We start from the raw sequence: 21,831 nt of genomic DNA, 5'->3' as shown, positions 1-21,831 counted from the left end.
GTCAGCTCTGGTCGTAGCGGATGATCCGCTCCGCGTTGCGCCGATACCATGGAAACTTCGATGTCAGGAACGGTTCGACCAGGTCACGCACGCCCTGAGCTCGCAGCTTCGACAGCGCGTCGAGTGCGTGGCCTTGCACTGTCTCATCGTCGAGTTGGGCGGTGGCGACCGCAGCAGCGTCGGGATGCTTCGACTTGCCGAGCCAGTCGACCACCATCTGCCGCTCAGCCCCGAATCCCCGGTCCGCAGCGATGCAGGCGAGGGCGTCGAAATGCTCTTTACCAGCAGGAATCTTATACAGGGCATTGCCCGCCGCCCATCGCACGCGCGCGCTTGCTGGTTTGGCATGGTCGAACTGGCTGATCAGCGCTGGGATCGCCATGGTCTTGCGCGATTCCTTGCGGTTCAGTGCGTTGGTCAAGCTCAGTCGCGCCATATCGCGGCCTTCCGTCTCAACGCCTGGCCACCAGTCTTCGAGTTCGGTGAGCCACTCAGCGAGTACCGGGATGACCGTGGGCGAGTCCCCGAGGCGGCTGCCGATTTCCGGGATCGTGTCGGCATACCCACCTGCCCGGCGGTACGCGTCGAGCAAACGGGTCGCGGCTTCGTCGTCGGTGGGAGTCAACTTCGGAAGTCCATCGTCGTGTGTTTGATCTTGCCCTGCTTCACGAGATCTTGTAGCTCCTGGGAGAGACGGGTGTTGTGGTCGGTGATCAGGACGAACTCATACCCATTGGTCTGACAGTAAGCCATGTCGTCTTTGAGCTGGTTGTCGTAAGACTGATACTGAACATTCTTCACCTCGGTGAGGCGTTTGGTGGTGTGGTCGAGGTCGTCCGGTATGGCATTACGCCTACCCGTCACCGAAGGGATCGATTCCTTCGGCTTGTTCGTATCGATGCCAGCCCGTGCTTCCGCTTTCGCCCCTTCGAGTTTGTTCCGGCGAACGGTCGCTGCTTTCGTCGGAGGTGGCGGGGTCTTCAACTGTTTGTTGAGAATCGGCGTGAACTTGGTGTTCACCGCGCTGACTACCGTCGAAGACACCGCCGTGAACGTTGCACACGAGACCCGTTGTGCATCGGCGAGGCCGTTCAGCATTCCCTGAATCTTGTTGCGGGAGTGCTCGATCTCCGCCTCAGCCGCATCCAAGATCAGTTTCTTGATAGGTCGCCCGATGGTGGCAGCGTTCACCGTGTTTATTGCCTGAGTCACAGTTTGTAGCTGCATCTCCCATTCCGCGCCCTCCTGCGCAGCCCGCAGAACGACGGCATAGCCATCAATTGCACCGGCCTGTTGACGGAGCGCATCGCCGAGGATTTCCAACCCATCCACGACGGATCTGTGGGCTTCATCGATGTCGGGAATTTCCTCGCTGGTCGAGCACGCGAGGGTCCTCATCTTCGGATTCAGATCGGTGTTCGAGGGTGCTGTAGACCGAGGCAACGGTCTGCCAGCTCGTGGCTACCGATTGCATCCTGTCGGCATTACCGTCGACCCACTTCGACGTACCCATCACGATCTCCCACCCGACCGGTTTCGGCCGGGTACCGCCAGAGGGAGACTTCAGCGGACGATGCACGAAGGTCTTCGCGCCCGGATCGGAGGCGGGCAGCTGCTTGCCGGTGTTGTAGTCGTCGGCGTTTTCGGATTGGTCGTGGTTCACACCGCTTTGGCGAATCAGGGCTGCCATCCTCGCAAGGACGTCGGTAGCCTTGCCTGCCGTGACGACGGCTTCGATGCCTGAGGTCCAGTAGCCCTGTGCCCACAACACCCCGCTGTTGTCGTTGCCACTGAAACTTATCGCGTCACGGAGTTCTCGGTCCATGTTCGTCAGCGCGGTTGTAGCCGACCGGCTCGCGAGACTGTAGGCGCCGGACAGTTCGTAGAACGCCTCCGGGTTGACGTCGAGTTCCGACACAACCGATCAGCTACGCCACATCGCCACGTTGGCAGCGATCGCCTCGGTGTAGTTGCTATGCGCCGCCTGCGCGGACTGCCGCATGTCCTCGATTCCGTCACGAATTTCCTTCGCAGCAGCCATAAGCCGAGCATGGGCAGCCTGTTGAGCAGAGGCTGCATCCCCTTCCCACCCGGTCTGTAGCTTGCTGATCGCAGTGTCGAAAGCTGTGATCTGCTCGTCGAAGAGCCCTCCGAAACCCGTCATCCTCGCCACAACCGAGTCCAGCAGTTCGAGGTTGACGCTATGAGACATCCGGCAAATCCAACGACGAGGCCACCGATTCGATCGCGGCGGCGTTGACGCCATCTTGCCCAAGATAGGCCTCCGAGCTGGCATCCAACGCAACGGTCGTATCGCGGATAGCGTCCAGCAGCTCCGACAGCCCCTCACGCACGTCAGCGAATCCGGCAGCGAACTGTTCGCCTTGCTTGCCCTTCCATGTATCAGTCAGGGTGGTGACTTCTCGGTCAAGCGATGCAAACCCACCGGACAGACCATCGAGCAGGCTGCGTATCGCCTTCGCAGCAGCGACAAGTTCGGCTGGCGTAGCGACGAACGTCTCAGGTGTTGTCAATCGATCCCCCCGCTAATACTCGTCCAACCTACCGGGTCGTTGAAGCGACGGCGACACACCCGATCACGTAAACATCGCCCAAATCCCCCTTTGATGAACGGCGGCACCTGATGGATGGCTCCCTGTCGCACAACTTGATACGCGCGCGGGCCAGGCTGTGTCCGTTCCCAGATCCCGACCTGCCCCACGGTTGCTCTACACACGCAGTCGGCATGAACCGTCACGGGTTGGGGGCCGTTTCTTTCTAGTGGAAGATGGTCACCTCATGCCGAAGCGTTATCCCCCCGAGGTTCGTGAGAAAGGCCGTTCGGCTGGTCTTGGAGCGCCTCGATGAGTTCGAGTCCCCGGATGCCGCCGCCAGGGCGATCGGCCCGTTGGTCGATAAACCGAGGTCGTCAACCGGCACGGACCGTTCACGACCCTGTCCGAGGTCGAGTTCGCGCTCATGGAATGGGTCGACTGGTACAACAACGCCCGACCGCATTCCCGGCTGGACTACCTGACCCCGGCCGAACACGAGGCCGCGTACTACTCTCAACAACCACCACGCCGACCGGCGCTGGTCTGAATCAGAAGCCGGTCCCTTACCCGTGACGGTTCAATGCGCCAACCGCGTACCAAGACCGACGCAGGCTATAGGACCGTCTTGATCCCGTCGTTCGTCGTCGACACCCTGCGTCGTGTTCGCTCCGAAGCAGTTGCAGTTCCCAACGATCTCGACTTGGTGTTTCCCAACCGCGACGGCGGCATCTGGGACCCGCACAACTTCAACCGCTTGTGGAAGCACGCCCGGGATGAGAAGTTGGATCACCGCCAAGACCTTCCGTAAGACTGTTGCCACGATGATCGCGGCCGCACACAGCCCCGAGGACGCAGCCCGCCAGCTCGGCCACTCGAGCGATGCGGTGACCCGCCGCCACTACATCGATCAACCGACTCAGGCCCCCGACTTCACGAAGACTTTGGAGCAGCTGAAACGCTGAAAGTGTGACGTTTCCGTGTCATGATGACCCCGAAAAGCAGAAAACCAGGGTCAAACGATGACGTTTGCCCTGGTAGGTGCTCCCCCATCTGGACTCGAACCAGAAACCTGCCGATTAACAGTCGGCTGCTCTGCCAATTGAGCTATAGGGGAATATCCTGAGCTGTTGGGCTCGGGTCAGCTTGGCTTGCTGAACGAGATGAAACTTTAGCGTATGGGGTCGTGGGTTCCCAAATCGGGCCGCTACCTGCGGACATGTGGGCCGGTCGCCTGGGTGGGGTGGATCGACAGGGGTGGGGTGGGTCGGGCAGGATGGGGCGCGCACACAGACGTGGGAGGAGCTCCAGGAGATGCTGCGGTTGATCATCGGCGTGGCGGCCGGGTATGTGCTCGGCACGAAGGCCGGGCGGGCGCGCTATGAGCAGATCAGTGCGGCGACACGGGCGGTGACGGGTAGCCCCGTGACGAAGAAGCTGGTGTCGGTGGGCAGGCAGAAGCTGTCGGACAAGTTGAGCACTCAGCCGAAGCTGGAGCCGATGGAGCCGCTCGACGAGCGGACCACGGTGATGGTGCCGCACAACCAGCTGCGCCGGGGGCGTTAGACGCCGGTGACGTTGGGGTCGTTGCCCATCGCCCGCTGCCCGAGGTCCTTGCGGTACGCCTCGAGGGCCACCAGGTCGCCGAACAGCTCCATGTAACCGTCGGGCTGATCGGACGCCGACATGCGCTGCAGGCGTGACTTCAGCTCGGCGATCTGGCGGCCCACCCAGATCTCCTGCACGCGGGCGAGCACCCCGGAGATGAGCCGCGGAACGTCTTCCTGCGTGCGGACGGGCAGTTGTTCGTTGGCCAGCTCCGAGACGAGGGCACGGATGAGCAGGTCCTCGCTCTGATCGGCCACTGCCGCGACCCACTCGGCGCCGGTGAGACCCGCTGCGGTGCCGCCGGCCTTCGCGATCATCAACCGGACCATCACGTAGGCGGGGTGGATGAACGCGTCGGCTTCGACGTCGTCGAAGGCCGGACCCGCGATCCCCGGGTATTGCAGAGCCGCGCACAGGCTTTGGCGCTGGGCGAGCAACGTCGGTTCGCGGGGGTCGGGTCGGGCCGAGTCGCCGTTGCCGCGGGCGGGCGCGACCGGACGTGGTGCGACGGCGCCCCGGCGGCCACCCTTGTCGTCGGCGGGCGCCGCGCCGCCGCGGAAGTGCTTGCGGGCTTCGTCACCGACCTGGCGCACCAGGGACTGGATGTCGTCCACGCCGAGCCAACCGGCCAGCTTCGTCGCGTACCCCTTGCGGGTCGCGTTGTCCTTGATCTGGGCGACCACCGGAACCGCGCGCCGTCGCGCCTCGACCTGCCCTTCGACCGTGTCGAGGTTGTATTCGGCGAGCACGCCGCGAATCACGAACTCGTAGAGCGGGGTTCGGCGGGCGACGAGGTCGCGCACGGCGGAGTCGCCGGAGCGCTGACGCAGCTCGCACGGATCCTGCCCGTCGGGCGCCACCGCGATATAGGTCTGTCCGGCCAGCCGCTGGTCGCCGCTGAAGGCCTTCAGCGCGGCCGCCTGGCCCGCCGCGTCACCGTCGAAGGTGTAGATGATCTCCCCACGCCAGAAGTTGTCGTCCATCAGCAACCTGCGCAGCACCTGCAGGTGTTCTTCGCCGAAGGCCGTTCCGCAGGAGGCGACAGCCGTCTTCACGCCGGCCAGGTGCATCGCCATCACATCGGTGTAGCCCTCGACGACGACGGCCTGGTGCCCCTTGGCGATCTCGCGCTTGGCGTGGTCGAGACCGAACAGCACCTGAGATTTCTTGTACAGCAACGTTTCCGGCGTATTCACGTACTTGCCGGGCATCGTGTCGTCGTCGAAGATCTTGCGGGCGCCGAACCCGATCACCTCGCCACCAAGGTTGCGGATGGGCCACAGCAGCCTGCGGTGGAAGCGGTCGATCGGGCCGCGTTTGCCCTGCTTGGACAGTCCGGCCGCTTCCAGTTCCTTGAACTCGAAACCCAGGCGCTGCAGGTGTTTGGTGAGAGTGTCCCAGCCCGCGGGCGCGTAACCACAGCCGAACTGCTGCCAGACGGCCTGGTCGAAATTGCGGTCGGTCAGGTACTTGCGGGCCGCCTCGGCCTCGGGTTCGTACAGGCGCGCGGCGTAGAACTCCTGCGCGGCGGCGTTGGCGGCGACCAGCCGGGAGCGGGTGCCCCGGTCGCGCTGCACCGAGGTGCCGCCGCCCTCGTAGTTGATCTGGTAACCGATGCGGTCGGCCATCTGCTCGACGGCCTCGACGAAACCGATGTGCTCGATCTGCTGCAGGAACTTGTAGACGTCGCCGCCCTCGCCACAGCCGAAGCAGTGGAACAGGCCGTGATTGGGCCGCACATGGAACGACGGGGACTTCTCGTCGTGGAACGGGCACAGGCCTTTGATCGAGTCGGCACCGGCGCGTTTGAGCGCCACGTACTCTCCGACAACGTCTTCGATCCGGACACGTTCACGGATCGCCGCGATATCGCGATCTGGGATTCGTCCGGCCACGCGGCAAGTCTAGTGGGTCCAGGTCAGCGGCAGTCCAGCGCGGTCGCGACCCGCTCGAAGCGGCTTTCGGTGTAGGAGGCGATCTGGTCGATCACCACGCGCACCCGGGCGGTGTCGTCGGTGGCGGCGTTCCACCAGGGCAGCATCTGGTCGTCGAGGTGGGCCGGAGCGGTGGTGAGCAGGCGGTCCGCGACGGCCTGGACGCGTTCGCGCTGGGTCTGCTGCCTGGCCAGGTGCCCACGATCGGAGCGCACGTACCGCAGCGCGACCGTCTTGAGCACGGCCACCTCGGCCGCGACCACCGGCGGCACGATCAGATCGGCCTCGTAGCGCATCAGTGGGCCCGGCCCGGCGTGCTCCTGGGTGGCGACGATGGCGGCGGTGGCGAAGCGCCCGACGAGTTCGCTGGTGAGCCGTTTCAGGGCGACCGATGCCGCGAAGGTGCCGTCGTAGCCCGCCGCCTCGGCGACCACGTCGAGTTCGGACAGCCGTTGCGCGGCGGCGGCCAGGGCATCGATCGACTGGTCGGGGTGTTCGCCGTGGCCCTGTTCGGCCAGGGCCGCCTGTTCGGCGGGGTCGGCGAGGGCGCGCAGATCGATGCGGCCGACGATCACGCCGTCTTCCACATCGTGCACGGAGTACGCCACGTCGTCGGACCAGTCCATGATCTGGCATTCCAGGCTCTGCTTGCGCTCGGGAGCGTCTTTGCGCACCCACGCCAGGCGCTCCAGGTCGTCGACGTAGGCGCCGAACTTGGTGCCGGAACCGCTTCTGCCCCACGGATATTTGAGGGTGGCGTCGAGGGCGGCGCGGGTGAGGTTGAGTCCGGCGCTCTCCCCCTCGGCGTCGACGACCTTCGGCTCGAGGCGGGTGAGGATCCGCAGGTTCTGGGCGTTGCCCTCGAAACCGCCGTAGGCGTCGGCGAATTCGTCGAGGGCGCGTTCGCCGTTGTGGCCGTAGGGCGGGTGGCCGATGTCGTGGGCGAGACCGGCCAGATCGGCGAGGTCGGGGTCGGCGCCGATGCCGTCGGCGATGCTGCGCCCGATCTGGGCGACCTCGAGCGAATGGGTGAGCCGGGTACGCGGGGTGTCGCCTTCGCGTGGACCCATGACCTGGGTTTTGTCGGCGAGGCGACGCAGCGCGGCCGAGTGCAGCACGCGCGCCCGGTCCCGGGAGAATTCGCTGCGGTGGCCCTTGCCCGCCGCACCCGGCCAGGCGGTTTTGCCCGGTTCGGTGACCATGCGTTCGCGGTCGTGCGGGGTGTAGGTATCGGTCATCTCACTGTCCCGCCTCGTAAGGGAAATCTGCCGAGAAATGAGTGAGCTGGTACCACAGCAGCGCACCGGTTTCGCGGGCGATGCCGTGGAATTGCGACTCCCTCGTGTAGACGGCCGGCCCGGTGCGGGTGGGTGCGGTCCAGGCGTGCAGACCGGCGTCTCGCGCCATCGTCCTGGTTCGCAGTGAATGCCACGGGTCGCTCACGAGTACGGCCGATGACAACCCGCCCTCTTGCATGGCGGCGGCGACGGCCTCGATGCTGCGCAGCGTGTCGGAACCCGTTTCGACAGCGAGGATGTCGGCGCTCGGCACCCCCTTGTCCTCGAGATATTGCTTGCCCGAGGCGGCTTCGGTGTAGAGGTCGCCCTCCTGCTTGCCGCCGACGGTGATCACCAGGGGTGCGACACCGGTCTCGTAGAGCCGCCACGCCTGGTACAGCCTGGCCTCGAAGACCGACGACGGCGTCCCCGAATACTGGGCGGCGCCGAGCACCACGATCGCGTCGGCCGGGGTGTGGTCGTCGATCCGCGCGACCTGCCACACCCGGAACGCCGTCCCGCCGACCAGCACCAAGCCCATCACGATCGCGCCGGCGACCAGCCTGGTGATCCAGATCGAGACCGTCGAGAGCAAGCCGCGCCGGTGCCGGGCATCCGGAGCGGGCACGGTCGTGCGCGAAGAACCCGATTTCACCTTGCTCAGTCTGCCAGGTGGCACCGACCGGCCGCCGGGCCAGCGGTCACTACCCGATTCCGGTCCGGTGAAGGACGCGCCGTGCCCGGCTCGGCTGGGACTACCAGCCACGCTCCCGCCACTCGGGCAGCTGCGGCCGTTCCGCACCGAGGGTGGTGTCGTCGCCGTGACCGGGATAGACGACGGTGTCGTCCGGGTAGCGGTCGAACAGCTTGGTCGTCACATCGGTGAACAGGGAGGCGAAATCCTCGGCGTTGTGCGTTTTGCCCACGCCGCCGGGGAACAGGGAGTCACCGGTGAACAGGTGAGTGCGGCCCGCGCCGTCGGTCAGGGCCAGCGCGATCGAGCCAGGGGTGTGGCCGCGCAGGTGGATGACGGTGAGGGTGAGTTCGCCCAGGTCGATGGTCTCCCCGTCGGCGAGGAGGCGGTCGGGGGTGATGGGCAGCGGTTCGGCGTCGAGAGGGTGCGCGGCCGACGGGACGGCGAGGGCGCCTGCCACATCCGCCAGCGCCCACCAGTGGTCGGGGTGCTGGTGGGTGGTGACGATGAGTTCGACCTGCCCCTCGGCCTCCTGGTTCACCAGTTCGAGGATGCGGTTCGCCTCGTTGGCGGCGTCGATCAGCAGGGTTGCCCCGGTGGCCTCACATCGCACCAGGTAGGTGTTGTTGTTCATGGCGCCGACGGCCATTTTCACGATGCGGGCGCCGGGGACATCGCGCTGCTGAGCGTCGCCGCCAGGGGCGACCTGACCGGTGTAGCGGGCATCGACTGTGACCATGGTCCCGATGGTAGTGAGGCACGCGCCGACCTGTCGTACCCGTCGCACTCGGTCCGGGCCGTTAGATTCGACTCATGCCGCTGCCGAGGAAGAGTCCGCGCATGTCATTGGCCGCAAGGCTGCTCGGCGCCGTGGTCGCCGCCCTGCTTCTCGTGTGTCCGGCCGCGAGCGCGGAACCGCCCGTCCGGATGGGCCCGCAACTGGTCGACTCCGCCGACGTGCTCAGCCCGGCGGACGAACAGCGAGTTCTCGGCGCCGTCGACGCCCTCTACCGCGATCACCAGGTGAAGCTCTGGCTCGTCTACGTCCACGATTTCGGGTCCATGTCCGCCCGGGACTGGGCAGCGCGCACGGCCGAGCTCTCCGATTTCGGCGATCGCGATCTGCTGCTCGCGGTGGCCGTCGACGACCGCGGCTACTGGTTCGACGGCATCCCACCCGCGAGCATCACCGGTGCCGAGGTGGAGTCGCTGCTGGCCGACACGGTGGAACCCGATCTGCGCGAACAGAAGTGGGCACAGGCGGGGATCGACACCGCCGAGGGACTCGGGGCGGCGGCGCGCGGTGGTGGCGCGTCGTCGGGTGTGCTGGTGTTGACAGCACTGGCCGTGGTGGTGGCGGCCGGTCTGCTCGTTCTGGTCATGCGCCGGCGTCGCCATGCCAAGGACCGGGCCCAACTCGCGACAGCACGCGGCATGGACCCCACGGATTCGGCTGCGCTGTCGCGGCTTTCGCTACCGACCCTGCACGCGTTGTCGAAGGAGCGCCTGGTCGAGATCGACGACGCGGTGCGGACGAGCGAGGAGGAATTGGCGCTGGCGACCGGCGAATTCGGCGAGACTGCGGTGACTCCGTTCCGAAACGCCCTCGAGGCGGCCCGTGCGGCGACCGCGAAGGCATTCGCCCTGCGTCAGCAACTCGACGACGCCGTTCCCGAAACTCCAGATCAGCAGCGCGCCCTGCTGCTGGAACTGCTGTCGACCACCGGCCAGGCCGACCACGAACTCGACGCCCAGGTGGCCGACTTCGACGCCATGCGCGATCTGCTCATCGACGCGCCCGCCCGCCTCGACGCTCTCACCCGCACCGTCGTCGAGCTCACCGCCCGCCTGCCCGCCGCCGACACCGAACTGGCCCGGCTCGACGCGACCTATCCCCCGGCGATGCTGACCTCTGTGCGCGACAACGTGCGCATGGCCCGGGAGCGAATCACCTTCGCCCAGACCAATATCGACGCCGCCCGCGACGTACTCACGAAGCCGGCCGGGCAGCAGGGCGGTGCGGTGGCGGCTATCCGGGCGGCCGAGGCCGCTCTGGGCCAGGCCCGCACGCTGCTCGACACCGTGGAGCACGCCGCCGCCGACATCCAGCAGGCCCGCGACGGATTACCCGCCGCCCTGGACGAATTGCGCGCCGATCTCGCCGCCGCTTCCACGCTGACCGAATTCGGTGGCACCCAGCTCAGCGGCGCGATGGCCACCGCGACCACCACCCTGAACACGGTCGACGACGCCGATCCGCTCGGTGCCTTCCACGAGGTGGTCACCGCCGACGCCGACCTCGACCGAGCTATCGCCGCGGCCTCGGACCGCAAGCTCGCCGTCGAGGACCTGCGCCGTCGGTTCGACCGCACGGTGCTCGACGCGACCAGCCGGATCGACGCCGCCTCGTCGTTCATCACCACGCGGCGCGGCGGTGTCGACGCCGAGGCGCGCACCCGGCTGGCGGAGGCGCAGCGTCATCTCGATCAGGCCCGGCAGCAGGCAGGCACCGATCCCGAACTGGCGTTGCGGAGCGCGCAGGCCGCCGCCGAATTGGGCGGGCGGGCCCTGCAGCAGGCGGAGGCGAGCGTACGGGCTTGGGAGACAAGACAACCCATGTCCGGAAGTGGACAGACCGGTGCGGTGCTCGGCGGCATCCTGCTGGACGGTCTGCTGCGCGGAGCGATCAGCGGTTCGCGCGGTGGTGGGTACGGCTCACGCGGGGGTGGGTACCGGCCCGGATCGTTCGGTGGCTCGTCGGGGTCGCGGCGGGTGAGCCGAGGCGGCAGATTCTGAGCGTTGACTCTCACACTGTGTGAGGCCGTACACCGGAGGGCGTCATGTTCAGTATCGGAGATTTCGCCAGACACGGTCAGGTGTCGGTGCGCATGCTGCGCCACTACGACGCGGTCGGATTGTTGCGGCCCGCCCGCGTCGATCCGGCCACCGGCTACCGGTTCTATTCGGCCGCGCAGCTGGCCCGGCTCAACCGGATCGTCGCGCTCAAGGGCCTCGGGTTCAGTCTCGAGCAGGTAGGCCGGATGCTCGAGCCGGGGCCACAACCCCGGGAGCTACGCGGCATGCTCACGTTGCGCCGGGCGGAGCTGGAACAGCGATTGGCGGCCGACCGCGCGCGGTTGACCGAGGTCGAGGCGAGACTCCGCATCATCGAGAAGGAGGGCGTCATGCCCGAGCAGGATGTTGTGGTCAAGTCGGTGCCCGCCGTGCGGGTGGCCAGGTCGAGCGGAGTGGCGGCGGGTTTCGAACCCACCCAGATCAGCCCGGTGATCCAGCCGCTGTTCGAGGGGCTCAGCGATCGGCTCGCGCAGGCGGGCATCGCCATCGCCGGTCCGGCCATCGCGTACTACGAGCCCGCCGACGACGGGACCGTGCGGGTGCACGCGTGTGTGCCGGTGAATGCCGAACCCGAGGCGGTACAGGACATTTCGGTCGTCGACCTGCCCGCGCTCGACCGAGTGGCGACCACGGTCTACCACGGGAATGTCGGCGGGATCGGTGCCGCGTGGCAGGAACTGGGTCGCTGGGTTGAGGACAACGGGCATCGTACCGGCGCGCCGGTGCGTGAGGTCACCCTCGAGTGGACACCCGACCCCGACGGCTGGATCACCGAACTCCAGGAACCACTCGCGCAGCGCTGACCACGGCCGGGGTTCAGCGTGGAATTTCTTGTCGGACAGTCGATCTAGAGTTCTTGCGGATCGACGAAAAGAGGACATAGTCATGCTGAAGTACCGGATCACCGTGGCGGCCGCCGCGTGTGCCGCCCTCCTGGCCGGGGGCGGTCTCGCCCAGGCGGCGACCCCCGAGGGAGAACAACTGTTCCTCGACACGGCACGGCACCACTCGCCGTCGCTGTGGCTGCAGACCGACGAGGGGCTGCTCGACGTGGGCTACGCGATGTGCGAGGTGTTCGACTCGCGCGGGGTTAGCCCCGAGGTGTTGCGCAAGGTCATCGGGTTCGGCGAGGAAGGCGGGATGACCGAGCCGGAGACGCGCAACCTCATGGGCGCGGCCACTCGCGGGTTGTGCTCGCAGCACGGCGACGCGCTCATGGTGGCGTTCGATGAGATGGTCGCCGGCGGCTAGGCGCTGGCCGCTACCGCTGCGGCGGCGTGGCCGGTGAGCTCGGCGGCGAGCGCGGGCAGCAGTTCGGTCGCGCGCGGTCCGCCGCCGAGCCTGGCCAGGGTGAGGCAACCGAGGTAGGTGTAGACGAGGACGGTCATCGCGGCCGAGGCCCCGGTCGACGGGCGCGGATGTGCGGAGAGATAGACGATCTCGTAGTCGTCGAGGGTCAGGCCGACCGGTGCCCGGAAGGTGGGCACCGTGCCGGTGTTGGTGAGGGCGATGTGTCCGGCCGTCGAGTGGATGCGGTCGGGGCCGAAGAAGTCGGGGAAATGCAGGACCGACTGTTCGATCACGCCGGTGGCGAGGTCGTTGTGCAGGCTGGTGCCGATCCGGCGGGCGAGGTCGATCAGATCGTCGGTGTCGGTGGTGGCGAAGGCCGCCAGGCCGGAGACGTTCGTGCCCGCGGCCGCCGCGATCGGCGGGTCGAGGCGCCTGCGCAGATCGACCGGGTAGACGCAACCGACCTCGGTGACGTCGTACACGCCCGCGAAGGCGCGTAGCGCCGCCGCGGTGACCAAGCCGTTCACACTCACCGCGTGCGTGCGTGCCTGGTCGAGCACCCGGGCGGTCTCGGTGGGACTCAACTGGATTCGCGCGGGCCTGGCCAGAGCCGCCGAGGGGGGCGGCGAGGGCTCGACGACACCCACCGCGTCGGCGACGACCACCGGACGGATCACCGGTTCGAGCCCCGATCGCGGCGCGCGGGTGATTCCCCGTTCGGCGAGCAGCGTTTCCACCGAGACCGGATACTCCCGGCTGCCCGCGACGATGGTCCCGGTCTCCACATGATCGGTGTAGTAGTCCCACAGCCGCGCGAACAGTTCGACGCAATGCCCGGCGTCGGCTACGGCGTGATGCACGAACAGCGTGACGCGCGCCCGGTCCTCCTCGGCGAGAACCACATCCAGATACGCCAGTTGATCGGCAGGGTCCAGCGATTCGGTCGGGATCCTGACGTCGTCGGGATCACCGAAACTCACCCACGCGCCGACCGGCTCGATATGCCCGGGGCGCAAAAGGATTCCGTTCCCGTCGGCATCCTCGACGATCCGGCCGACCAAGATCGGGAAGGCGCGCTGCAAGGCGGCGAACGCCGCGCCGAGCGCTACCGCGTCGAGTTCACCGCGCACCGTCACCGACCGTCCGGTGTAGGTGGCATGGCGCACGAATCGCTGTTCGGACGGGTCGAGCACGCGCACCACGTCTTCCGGTTCCCACAGCACATCGGACAGAGTGAGGCACGGCGCCGCCAGACGCAAACTGCCGGGTGCGCACTGTGATCGCCTCCACGACGCGCTGCCGTGGCTACCGGCCTGTGACGCGACGAAGCCCGCGCCGGATGGTGGCGCGGGCTTCGGTCAGTGGCGGTTCAGGCGCCGACGAGGCGGGTGGCGAGGTAGGTCTCCACCTGGTCGAGAGCGATGCGTTCCTGTGCCATCGAGTCGCGCTCGCGCACCGTGACGGCCTGGTCGTCGAGGGTGTCGAAGTCGACCGTGATGCAGAACGGGGTGCCGATCTCGTCCTGCCGACGGTAGCGGCGGCCGATGGCACCCGCGTCGTCGAAGTCCACGTTCCAGTTGCGACGCAGCTGGGCCGCGAGGTCCTTGGCCTTCGGGGTCAGGTCGGCGTTGCGCGACAGCGGGAGAACCGCGGCCTTCACCGGCGCCAGGCGCGGGTCGAGGCGCAAGCTGATCCGCTCCTCCGTGGTGCCCTTCGCGGTCGGTACCTGGTCGACGGTGTAGGCGTCGACGAGGAACGCCATCAGCGACCGGGTCAGACCGGCCGCGGGCTCGATGACGTACGGGATGTAGCGCTCACCGGAGGCCTGATCGAAGAAGCTCAGATCGGTGCCGGAGTGCTCCGAGTGCGTTTTGAGGTCGTAGTCGGTGCGGTTGGCGATGCCCTCGAGCTCGCCCCACTCGCTGCCCTGGAAGCGGAAGCGGTACTCGATGTCGGTGGTACCGGCCGAGTAGTGCGACAGCTTTTCCTTCGGGTGCTCGAACAGGCGCAGGTTGTCCGGGTCGATGCCGAGGTCGGTGTACCAGGCCAGGCGGGTGTCGATCCAGTACTTGTGCCACTCGGCGTCTTCACCGGGCTTGACGAAGAACTCCATCTCCATCTGCTCGAACTCGCGGGTGCGGAAGATGAAGTTGCCGGGGGTGATCTCGTTGCGGAAGCTCTTGCCGATCTGGGCGATGCCGAACGGCGGCTTCTTGCGCGCGGTGGTCTCGACGTTCTTGTAGTTGACGAAGATGCCCTGCGCGGTCTCGGGACGCAGGTAGTGCAGGCCCTCTTCGTCGTCGACCGGGCCGAGGAAGGTCTTGAGCAGGCCGGAGAAGTTCTTCGGCTCGGTCCACTTGCCCGGCTGGCCGGTCTCGGGGTCGTTGATGTCGGCCAGGCCGTTGGCGGGCGGGCGGCCGTGCTTCTCCTCGTAGGCTTCCAGGAGGTGGTCGGCGCGGTAGCGCTTGTGCGTGTGCAGCGACTCGACCAGCGGGTCGGAGAAGGTGGCGACGTGGCCCGAGGCCTCCCAGACCTGGCGGGGCAGGATCACCGAGGAGTCAAGGCCGACAACGTCTTCCCGGCTGGTGACCATGGTCCGCCACCACTGCCGCTTGATGTTCTCCTTCAGCTCCACGCCCAGCGGACCGTAGTCCCACGCCGACTTGGTGCCTCCGTAGATCTCACCGCACGGGTAGACCAGACCCCGGCGCTTGGCGAGGTTGGCAACGGTGTCCACCTTCGACTTGGGTGCCACGCGAGATTTCTCCATCCACTGCGAGTCGGTTTGTTCGGTAACCAGCCTGCACGGTTTCCGAACGCATTTGGTCCAGCGTATCGGGCCGGGTCCAGCGAGTTATCAGCAGCCGACCGATGCCGCGCCGCGTCACATTCGACATGCGCACACTTGCATGTCAAAATGGTATCGGTTTCCATTAAGGAGTTGGTTGATGACCACCGATGCCGCGCCTGCGCACCAGCACAGCCCGTATCAGTCCCTGCCGCCCGCGCCGGTGCCCGCGCGCACGGTGCTCGAGGACGCGGGTGAGCTGCTGCGCGCCCTCGCCGCCCCGGTGCGGATCGCGATCGTGCTGCAGTTGCGCGAGTCGCCGCGCTGCGTGCACGAGCTGGTCGACGCGCTCGGTGTCACCCAGCCACTGGTCAGCCAGCATCTGCGCATTCTGAAATCGGCGGGCGTCGTGCACGGGGAACGCTCGGGTCGCGAGGTGCTCTACGAACTCGTCGACGATCATCTGGCGCACATCGTCGTCGATGCCGTCGCCCATGCCGAGGAAGGGTGAAACCGTTGGCAGACAACCACTCCGGCAAGCAGGTCGGCGTTCGCAGCACCCGTCAGCGCAGCGCCATCTCGGCGCTGCTCGGCGATATCGAAGAGTTCCGCTCGGCGCAGGAGTTGCACGACGAACTGCGCAAACGCGGCGAAGGCATCGGCCTGACCACCGTGTACCGCACCCTGCAGTCGCTGGCCGACGCAGGCATGGTCGACGTGTTGCGTACCGATTCCGGCGAGTCCGTGTACCGCCAGTGCTCGAGCGGCCACCATCATCACCTGGTGTGCAGGCAGTGCGGCAGCACCGTCGAGGTGGAAGGCCCGACCGTCGAGGCGTGGGCCGAGGCGATCGCAGGCGAGCACGGCTTCACCCAGGTGAGCCACACATTGGAGATCTTCGGCACCTGCCGCGACTGTGTGCGCGTCGCCGCCGAGAACAGCGAGTCCGCCTCCGTGTGACTCACATCACATGATGGAACCCTTGCTCCGCGTGCCCCGTCCAACCATCACAACGACGAGGCGCGGTAGCGGAGGAGGGGATTTCGTGAGTGGATTCTTGGGGGTCGAACCCGGGCAGCTGACGGCGATGGCGACCACCTGGCGTCAGGAAGCCGGTGCCGTCGAGGCGCTGAGCTGGGCGGTGATGAACGAGGCGACCGGCGAGGGAAGTGACGTGCTCGCCGTGCTGCGCGGCGTACCCGACCCGGCGCGACAAGCGATGACCTCGATCGCGACCAGGTATTCGGCGCTGGCCGATCTGCTCGACAAGTTCTCGGCCGACATCGAGGCCGCCGACGGCGCGACCGCCGCCGAGATCACGAAGCTGGAGCCGCGCTGATGCGGCCGACGATCCCCCAGCTCGACACCTGGAATCTCGACGCCGTGCACCGGGCCGCCGAAGCTGCCCGCGCGAACGCCGACCTGCTGTCCACCTCGGTGGACGATTGTTCGCGCGCGCTCTCCGCAGCGGAAAGCTGGCACGGCCGGACCAAAGACGCGGCTACGCAGCGCATCGATGAGGAAGTCGATCACGGGTACGAAGTGCGCGCGGTACTGCTGCGCATCGCCGACGACGCCGCCGATGTGTTTCAAGGGCTGATACACGCGAAAACGTATGTGCTGGAACAGAAGAACCTCGCGGTGTCGCAGGGGTTCACTGTTGCGGCCGACGGAGCCGTGAGTCATTCGGAGCCCGAGAAGACCGGTGCCGCAGGCGTTTTCCAGCTCAACTTGCGCAGCGGACTGGACGAGATCGAGCGGCTCGACACCCTGTTCGGTGGTCGGTTGCGCGAGTCGATCGGTGATCTGGTCGCCATCCGCGATGGTCAGCCCCGCGTGGCCCTCGCCGATGGCTCGCCGCACGACCCCGACGCGGTCGTGGCGCGGTTGGCCGCGATGTCGCCCGACGAGCGGGCCGCCTTCCTGGCCGGGTTGAGTCCGGAAGCCCAGCGTCAGCTGGTGATCGCCGCGCCGGAGACACTCGGCAACCTCAACGGGGTGCCGTTCGCGATGCGGATCGAGGCGAACGAGATCACCATCCGCAACGCGCTCACCAGGGAGAAGGCCCAGCCGGTACCAGATCAGGCCCGGGTCGGACAGTTGGAAGCCATGCTGTCACCGATCCCGGATCCGGAGGCGACCGTCTCGGCCGCGGCGCTGGGCATGGTGGACCGCAAGTTCGTCATGTTCAGCACCGAGGGCAACGGGCGGATGATCGAGATGCTCGGCAGCATGCGATCCGGGGTGCCCGGCGTCGGCGTCTACGTGCCGGGCACGAGCACCAACCTCAATTCGTCCGGGTCGAATCATGTGGCCGCCTGGAACCTGGCCGACCGGACCGGCGGGCCGATCTTCCTCTACATGGAGGGCGACTTTCCGCAAAGTCTCACCAGCCTGTCCGACGGTGCGCCGAGCCCGTCGTTCGCCGCGGAGATGGCGCCGAAACTGGTCGAGTTCGGCCGGGAAGTGGACCGCGAGGTGAGCAGCCAGGCGCCGGGCACGCCCGTGACATACGTCGGGCACTCCTACGGCGGCTCGGTGGTGGGTTCCGCCGAGCAACTCGGGCTGCGAGCCGATCGGATTCTGCACGCTTCGTCGGCGGGAACCGGTGTGTTCGAGGGTGGTTGGAACAACCAGAATCCTGATGTGCAGCGCTATTCGATGACCGCGCCCGGCGACCTCATCGGCGTTGTCCAGTCCTACCCGGATGCCGGGCTCAGCGTGCCCGGCCTGCGCCTGCCCGGCAACCCACACGCCTCCGATGTCCTCGGCGGCGACCCCGACGAGGTTCCCGGCGTGATCCGGCTCGACACCGGCTACTACGGCGACAGCTCCTCGCGTGCGGGTGAGGTCGTGTTCGGCACCGACGGCCACGGCAAGTACTGGGACGATCCCGGATCGACCGCCTTCGGCAATATCGTCGGCGTTATCGCGGGAACGGACGCGAGAGCCTACGTGGAGCGTGGCATCGAAACCCCCTGGGTGGATGTGGGTCTCGGCGACATCGGCAACGGCGGCAAGGAAGCGTTCGACGCCGGTCGCGCCGCCACCGCGCAGGCCGTCCTCGATATCGAGGACCCGTACGCCGACCCGCGCGTGACCGACAATCCGCAACTCGGCGCCCGAATCGAGATCCGATGAGAACCATTGCTGTGCTGGCGGTTTCGCTGGTGCTCACGGGATGCTCACTGGTCGAGGAACACGGCCCGACCAATGAGGACATCATGCGACGCTCGGGACTCACTGTGGCCGAGAGCAAGCCGGTTGTGGCCGACAACTTCGAGCTGATCTGGCCGGAGGAGCTGTCCATCGATACGGCGGCGGTCGACACGAGCACCGGGTGCCGCAGCAGGATGGACTCGATCAGCATGGACGGCCCACCCTGGCGACCCCGATATCAGCGAGAACAGATCAACCCGTCACAGGAGTTCATCGACCGGGCGATGGCCAATCTCGAAGCGATGACCACTCGCGGATTCACCCTCGTGCCGAGTCAGAACCCCGATGCCGACCCGGTGAGCAGGTACTACCGGGACGCGCGCGGATTCTCGGTGTCGTCGTCGCGCAGCCGTGTGGGGCCCGACAAACAGGAGGTGCGCTTCACCATGGCATCCACCTCACCGTGCGCGGCCGAGTGAGACTTCGGGGTGTCGCAGTGGGAGACGACAGTGGCTACGATCGCGGGAACGTCGTGCACGGTTCCGGTTCTGCGGGAGGGATGACAGACATGGCAGGTCGACGGGGTACGAGCATGGTCGGGGTTGTGGCGGCGGTGGGGTTTGTCGTCGCCGGGTGCGGGAGTGAGCAGGGGGCGGCCACTCCGCAGCCGAGTCAGGTGAGTGTGGCGGCCAGTCCTACCTCGGTGGATGCCGAAGCGAAGGTATGGGATCCGTGTTCGCTGCCGGATTCGGCGGTCGGCGGGGTCGGGTTGAATGTGGGGAGTAAGAAGAAGGATGTTGCGGGGGTGGATTTTTCGGGGTGGAAAGTGTGCGAGTGGAAGGATTCTGCGAACCTGTACAGCTTGGCTCTCTTGTCCTCCGAGCACACCCTGGCCGAATCCCGGAAACAGACCACCAAGTACACCGACTTCACTGATGTGACAGTCGGAGGACGTAATGCCCTTCAATTTCGACCGGTCGGCGCGGCGAGCGATCTCGCTTGCTACGTGAGCGTCGAGCTGCCCGACGGCTCGGTTGATTTCCATCTGCAGAATCGGGTCTCCGCCAAGAATCCGCCGGAGCCTTGTGCTGAGGCGATCCGAATCAGCACCGCCCTGGCTCAGTACCTCCCGGCGAATTGACGGGTGGCAGCATGGTTCTCGGTATCGATCCTGGCCAGTGGAGTCAATTGAAGTCGCAGGCGGACGCGGGTCAACTGATGCTCGATCCGGAAGTCGGGCGCGACCTCGACCGTGTGTGCGACGACCACATCTCTCGTTTGGAAGAGGTATTCCTTATGGTCGGGCGCGTCGAGCGCATCACCGGCTTCGGTACCTTCGATTCCAGCGCCGTCTTGGAAAAGAAGTTCTCGCTGACCGCCTCTGGTGGCGATAGAGCACTGGACACGGTGCTCAGGCAACACATCGAAGTCGTCCAAACCGCGAAAGAGGTCGTCGCCAAGGCGATCGCGAATTTCGTCGCCCAGGACCAGGCGGCCGGCGACCAGATCGCCGCGACGGGAGAACACCTGTGACCTACGAGGATTACAAGAGCAGAGTGATCGCCGCGCAGGAACAGTGGAACGTCGAACGGTCGAAGATCTACGCCCACTATGCCGACGGCAACTACGCCACCATTTTCGACGGCGACCTGCAACCGCCGCACATCACCACCCCTGACAATTACGACAACATGTCGCTCGAACAGATGCAGGCCGCCGTCGCCGCGATGAAACCCCGGCTGGTCGACGAGGCCGTGACGGCCTGGGCGAATATCGGCATGAATCTGATGGGCACCTTCCTGAAGTTCAATCAGGAGTTCTCCCGAACCGTCACCGGCGCCAACGGGCGCAGCGGGTGGACCGGTGCGGCGGCGTCGGCGGCGGTCGCGGCGGTGAACAACTACTCGGAACGGTCGATCCCCCTGTCGCAGGCGGCGACCGCGATCAGCTGGAAGCTCACCGAGATGCGCACCGGCATCGAACAGACGCAGGCATTGATGCCGGGGCTCACCGAGCGCGAGAATGTCACCGGTAAGACGCTGCCTGCCGAGGGGGTGATGAAGGTCGACGATCACAATCGCGAGGAAGCCACGCAGGAGGCGCGCAGGATTCTGCGCACTGTCTACAGCCAGGTGGCGGGACAGGCCGATGTCGGGGTGCCATTCCTGCCGACCGCACCGGTCATCGCAGGCGACGGCGGTGGTCCCGGTGGTCCCGGCGCGGGCGGTGGGGGTTCGAATACCGGTGACACTTCCGGAGATTCGGCAGCCGACAGCCCTGAGGACATCGGCGCGGGCGACGATCAGGCGACTACCGAGAACCCGAATTCCGATCCTGCGGCCACCACACCGCAAGCCACCGACCCGAGCTCGACCACCTCGCAGAGTTCCACAGCGACACCGCAATCCAGCACGCCGTCCACTTCGGCCCCGTCCACCGGTTCCCCGACGGCGACCGGGCCCGGCGTGACCGCTCCCGGAGCGACCGGGCCCGGCGGCGGGAGCAACGGTGCCCGAGGTGGAGGCAGCAGCGCAGGCCGTGGCGGCGGCTCGGCAGCAGGCGGTCCCGCATCACCGGGCAAGTCGAGCCCCGGCAACCACTCCCCTGCCGCAGCTGCCGCCGCCGGTTCACGGGCAGGCGCGGCGGCCGGTGGCGGTCGCGGCGCACCCGGGATGGGCGCCATGGGCGCGCCCGGTGGCAGGGGCGGCGGCTCGGACGAGGACCGAACCAAAGGCATTCCCGATTACCTGATCACCCAGGACAACGGCGACCTGCTGATCGGAACCGACGGAATCAAAACCGTGCCCCCAGTGATCGGCGGAGACCACGACAGTGCACCGAGTTGAGTTCACCGGCATCGAATTCGAGATCCTCTGGTCCGGTTACGGCCGCGACCGCCTCCCCTACCCCCTCCAGTACCGCACCGACATCACCGATTTCGACGAACTGAAACGCCACCGCGAAGCGGCCGTGGAGAAGCTGCTCGCCAAATACGATCCGGCGATCGAACAGGCCATCGACGTGCTGCTCGTACCCGACGCCAGGGTCGAGTCCAAGGGCTATGTCGGCCAGGATGTCTCGAACGTCATCCGCTTCCACGGCGCCATCCGCGGCCGCGCCGGCGCCACCCTCGCCCAGGCACCGGGAACCGCCGAGGACACCGGCAGCGATGTCGTGCTCACCTGCTGTACCGCGGACCAGGTCGCCGCGCTGACCGTCGCGGCCCTCCCCCGCACCAAGCCCGGCACCAAACCACCCGTCGAGGTGCGTCGCGAACGCCTCGCCGAGGAAGAGGAACACTTCGAATACCGCGCGGGACGCCTGAGTTCCCTGGAACAACTCAACCGGATCTTCAACCGCCCCCGCCACGCCGTCGGCGAAATCTCCGCCCTCGCGGGCCCCGCCCTCGATTCCCGCCCCACCCCCGCCCGCAGCTTCTGGTGGATGGACTACCCCGACGGCCGCTACTACGTCAAAACCGGCGACCCCATCATCGCCGAACCCCTCCCCACCTCCCGAATGATCGCCGGCATCCAGCGCATGCTCACCCGAGCCCAGCGCTACCACCAGGAATTCGGCCCCAATCCCTAACGCTGAGGCGGAACCCCCTGCGGCGGGTAACCGGGCCGAGGCGGGTAACCCTGCGGCACAGGGTTCGGATTCCCCGGGTACT

Annotated in this window: 25 protein-coding genes, 1 tRNA gene and 1 pseudogene; 15 read left to right on the top strand and 12 right to left on the bottom strand. The window is 66.8% G+C overall.

Annotated features, from left to right (window positions below; translation table 11 throughout):
* Position 1: 1 nt before the first annotated feature.
* From AB0I35_RS22840 to AB0I35_RS22820, 5 genes are read right to left on the bottom strand one after another with little or no spacing between them, the layout of a single operon-like run.
* Positions 2–625 (bottom strand): HEAT repeat domain-containing protein, encoded by a 624-nt coding sequence (locus AB0I35_RS22840; protein ID WP_357398194.1) that lies wholly within the window; start codon positions 623–625, stop codon positions 2–4.
* A complete protein-coding gene (locus tag AB0I35_RS22835) occupies positions 622–1,332 on the bottom strand; it encodes a putative toxin (RefSeq protein WP_357398193.1) in 711 nt (236 codons plus the stop codon). The genes AB0I35_RS22840 and AB0I35_RS22835 overlap by 4 nt, the downstream gene beginning before the upstream one ends.
* Before the next feature lie 16 nt (positions 1,333–1,348).
* Complete coding sequence (locus tag AB0I35_RS22830; RefSeq protein WP_357398191.1) at positions 1,349–1,918, bottom strand: hypothetical protein; 570 nt, start codon at positions 1,916–1,918, stop codon at positions 1,349–1,351.
* A 6-nt stretch (positions 1,919–1,924) separates the two neighbouring features.
* Complete coding sequence (locus tag AB0I35_RS22825; protein ID WP_357398190.1) at positions 1,925–2,212, bottom strand: WXG100 family type VII secretion target; 288 nt, start codon at positions 2,210–2,212, stop codon at positions 1,925–1,927.
* A complete protein-coding gene (locus AB0I35_RS22820) occupies positions 2,202–2,534 on the bottom strand; it encodes a WXG100 family type VII secretion target (protein ID WP_357398189.1) in 333 nt (110 codons plus the stop codon). The genes AB0I35_RS22825 and AB0I35_RS22820 overlap by 11 nt, the downstream gene beginning before the upstream one ends.
* A gap of 397 nt (positions 2,535–2,931) precedes the next feature.
* Between AB0I35_RS22820 and AB0I35_RS22815 the strand changes: the two are divergent.
* Positions 2,932–3,102 (top strand): annotated as a pseudogene (locus tag AB0I35_RS22815) (integrase core domain-containing protein); the annotation flags it as partial.
* Between the two features lie 226 nt (positions 3,103–3,328).
* Positions 3,329–3,517, top strand: coding sequence for a hypothetical protein (locus AB0I35_RS22810; protein WP_357398188.1), 189 nt, complete (start codon positions 3,329–3,331; stop codon positions 3,515–3,517).
* Positions 3,518–3,596: 79 nt separating this feature from the next.
* Here the strand turns inward: AB0I35_RS22810 and AB0I35_RS22805 are convergent.
* Positions 3,597–3,669: transfer RNA gene (locus AB0I35_RS22805), tRNA-Asn, on the bottom strand.
* A 197-nt stretch (positions 3,670–3,866) separates the two neighbouring features.
* Between AB0I35_RS22805 and AB0I35_RS22800 the strand changes: the two genes are divergently transcribed.
* A complete protein-coding gene (locus AB0I35_RS22800; protein WP_067486858.1) occupies positions 3,867–4,118 on the top strand; it encodes a hypothetical protein in 252 nt (83 codons plus the stop codon).
* Here AB0I35_RS22800 and dnaG read toward each other — a convergent pair.
* From dnaG to AB0I35_RS22780, 4 genes are all read right to left on the bottom strand, one after another.
* Positions 4,115–6,055, bottom strand: a complete 1,941-nt coding sequence (gene dnaG, locus AB0I35_RS22795) for a DNA primase (protein ID WP_357398187.1) — start codon at positions 6,053–6,055, stop codon at positions 4,115–4,117. The two genes, AB0I35_RS22800 and dnaG, sit on opposite strands and share 4 nt — an antisense overlap.
* A 23-nt stretch (positions 6,056–6,078) precedes the next feature.
* Complete coding sequence (locus tag AB0I35_RS22790; protein WP_357398186.1) at positions 6,079–7,332, bottom strand: deoxyguanosinetriphosphate triphosphohydrolase; 1,254 nt, start codon at positions 7,330–7,332, stop codon at positions 6,079–6,081.
* 1 nt (position 7,333) lies between these two features.
* Positions 7,334–7,912 carry a YdcF family protein gene (locus AB0I35_RS22785; RefSeq protein ID WP_357398380.1) on the bottom strand — a complete coding sequence of 193 codons (579 nt, stop codon included), beginning with the start codon at positions 7,910–7,912 and terminating at the stop codon, positions 7,334–7,336.
* 214 nt (positions 7,913–8,126) lie between these two features.
* Positions 8,127–8,804, bottom strand: coding sequence for an MBL fold metallo-hydrolase (locus AB0I35_RS22780; RefSeq protein ID WP_357398185.1), 678 nt, complete (start codon positions 8,802–8,804; stop codon positions 8,127–8,129).
* Between the two features lie 101 nt (positions 8,805–8,905).
* On the opposite strand from AB0I35_RS22780, the gene AB0I35_RS22775 reads away from it, so the two are divergent.
* The 3 genes from AB0I35_RS22775 (at position 8,906) to AB0I35_RS22765 (ending at position 12,172) form a co-directional block, all read left to right on the top strand.
* Positions 8,906–10,861 (top strand): TPM domain-containing protein, encoded by a 1,956-nt coding sequence (locus AB0I35_RS22775; RefSeq protein WP_357398184.1) that lies wholly within the window; start codon positions 8,906–8,908, stop codon positions 10,859–10,861.
* A 44-nt stretch (positions 10,862–10,905) separates the two neighbouring features.
* Positions 10,906–11,724: a MerR family transcriptional regulator gene (locus tag AB0I35_RS22770; RefSeq protein ID WP_357398183.1), complete on the top strand. Its 819-nt coding sequence runs from the start codon at positions 10,906–10,908 to the stop codon at positions 11,722–11,724.
* Positions 11,725–11,806: 82 nt separating this feature from the next.
* Positions 11,807–12,172: a DUF732 domain-containing protein gene (locus tag AB0I35_RS22765; protein ID WP_357398182.1), complete on the top strand. Its 366-nt coding sequence runs from the start codon at positions 11,807–11,809 to the stop codon at positions 12,170–12,172.
* Here the strand turns inward: AB0I35_RS22765 and AB0I35_RS22760 are convergent.
* Positions 12,169–13,434, bottom strand: a complete 1,266-nt coding sequence (locus AB0I35_RS22760) for an acyltransferase (protein WP_357398181.1) — start codon at positions 13,432–13,434, stop codon at positions 12,169–12,171. The genes AB0I35_RS22765 and AB0I35_RS22760 overlap by 4 nt on opposite strands.
* A 146-nt stretch (positions 13,435–13,580) precedes the next feature.
* Positions 13,581–14,966, bottom strand: coding sequence for a glycine--tRNA ligase (locus AB0I35_RS22755; RefSeq protein WP_357398180.1), 1,386 nt, complete (start codon positions 14,964–14,966; stop codon positions 13,581–13,583).
* Between the two features lie 193 nt (positions 14,967–15,159).
* Here AB0I35_RS22755 and AB0I35_RS22750 point away from each other — a divergent pair, with 193 nt between their 5' ends.
* The 9 genes from AB0I35_RS22750 to AB0I35_RS22710 all read left to right on the top strand — a co-directional run bounded on the left by AB0I35_RS22750 (position 15,160) and on the right by AB0I35_RS22710 (position 21,749).
* Positions 15,160–15,510, top strand: coding sequence for a metalloregulator ArsR/SmtB family transcription factor (locus AB0I35_RS22750; RefSeq protein WP_067486782.1), 351 nt, complete (start codon positions 15,160–15,162; stop codon positions 15,508–15,510).
* Between the two features lie 5 nt (positions 15,511–15,515).
* The gene (locus AB0I35_RS22745) at positions 15,516–15,959 is read left to right on the top strand and encodes a Fur family transcriptional regulator (RefSeq protein ID WP_357398379.1); all 444 of its coding nucleotides are present in this window, start codon (positions 15,516–15,518) and stop codon (positions 15,957–15,959) included.
* An 85-nt stretch (positions 15,960–16,044) separates the two neighbouring features.
* A complete protein-coding gene (locus AB0I35_RS22740) occupies positions 16,045–16,338 on the top strand; it encodes a hypothetical protein (protein WP_357398179.1) in 294 nt (97 codons plus the stop codon).
* Positions 16,338–18,140, top strand: coding sequence for an alpha/beta hydrolase (locus AB0I35_RS22735; protein WP_357398178.1), 1,803 nt, complete (start codon positions 16,338–16,340; stop codon positions 18,138–18,140). The genes AB0I35_RS22740 and AB0I35_RS22735 overlap by 1 nt, the downstream gene beginning before the upstream one ends.
* On the top strand, positions 18,137–18,637 hold the full coding sequence (locus AB0I35_RS22730) for a hypothetical protein (protein WP_357398177.1): 501 nt from the start codon (positions 18,137–18,139) through the stop codon (positions 18,635–18,637). The genes AB0I35_RS22735 and AB0I35_RS22730 overlap by 4 nt, the downstream gene beginning before the upstream one ends.
* Positions 18,638–18,750: 113 nt before the next feature.
* Complete coding sequence (locus tag AB0I35_RS22725; RefSeq protein WP_357398175.1) at positions 18,751–19,299, top strand: DUF3558 domain-containing protein; 549 nt, start codon at positions 18,751–18,753, stop codon at positions 19,297–19,299.
* 11 nt (positions 19,300–19,310) lie between these two features.
* A complete protein-coding gene (locus AB0I35_RS22720) occupies positions 19,311–19,691 on the top strand; it encodes a hypothetical protein (RefSeq protein WP_357398174.1) in 381 nt (126 codons plus the stop codon).
* Complete coding sequence (locus tag AB0I35_RS22715; protein WP_357398173.1) at positions 19,688–21,004, top strand: hypothetical protein; 1,317 nt, start codon at positions 19,688–19,690, stop codon at positions 21,002–21,004. Before AB0I35_RS22720 ends, AB0I35_RS22715 begins: the two co-directional genes overlap by 4 nt.
* A complete protein-coding gene (locus AB0I35_RS22710) occupies positions 20,991–21,749 on the top strand; it encodes an ESX secretion-associated protein EspG (protein ID WP_357398171.1) in 759 nt (252 codons plus the stop codon). Before AB0I35_RS22715 ends, AB0I35_RS22710 begins: the two co-directional genes overlap by 14 nt.
* Positions 21,750–21,831 lie beyond the last annotated feature (82 nt).

The sequence above is a fragment of the Nocardia sp. NPDC050378 genome (assembly GCF_040655675.1).
GTDB classification, from domain to species: Bacteria; Actinomycetota; Actinomycetes; order Mycobacteriales; family Mycobacteriaceae; genus Nocardia; species Nocardia coubleae.
This window is presented reverse-complemented; position numbering and strand designations above follow the sequence as displayed.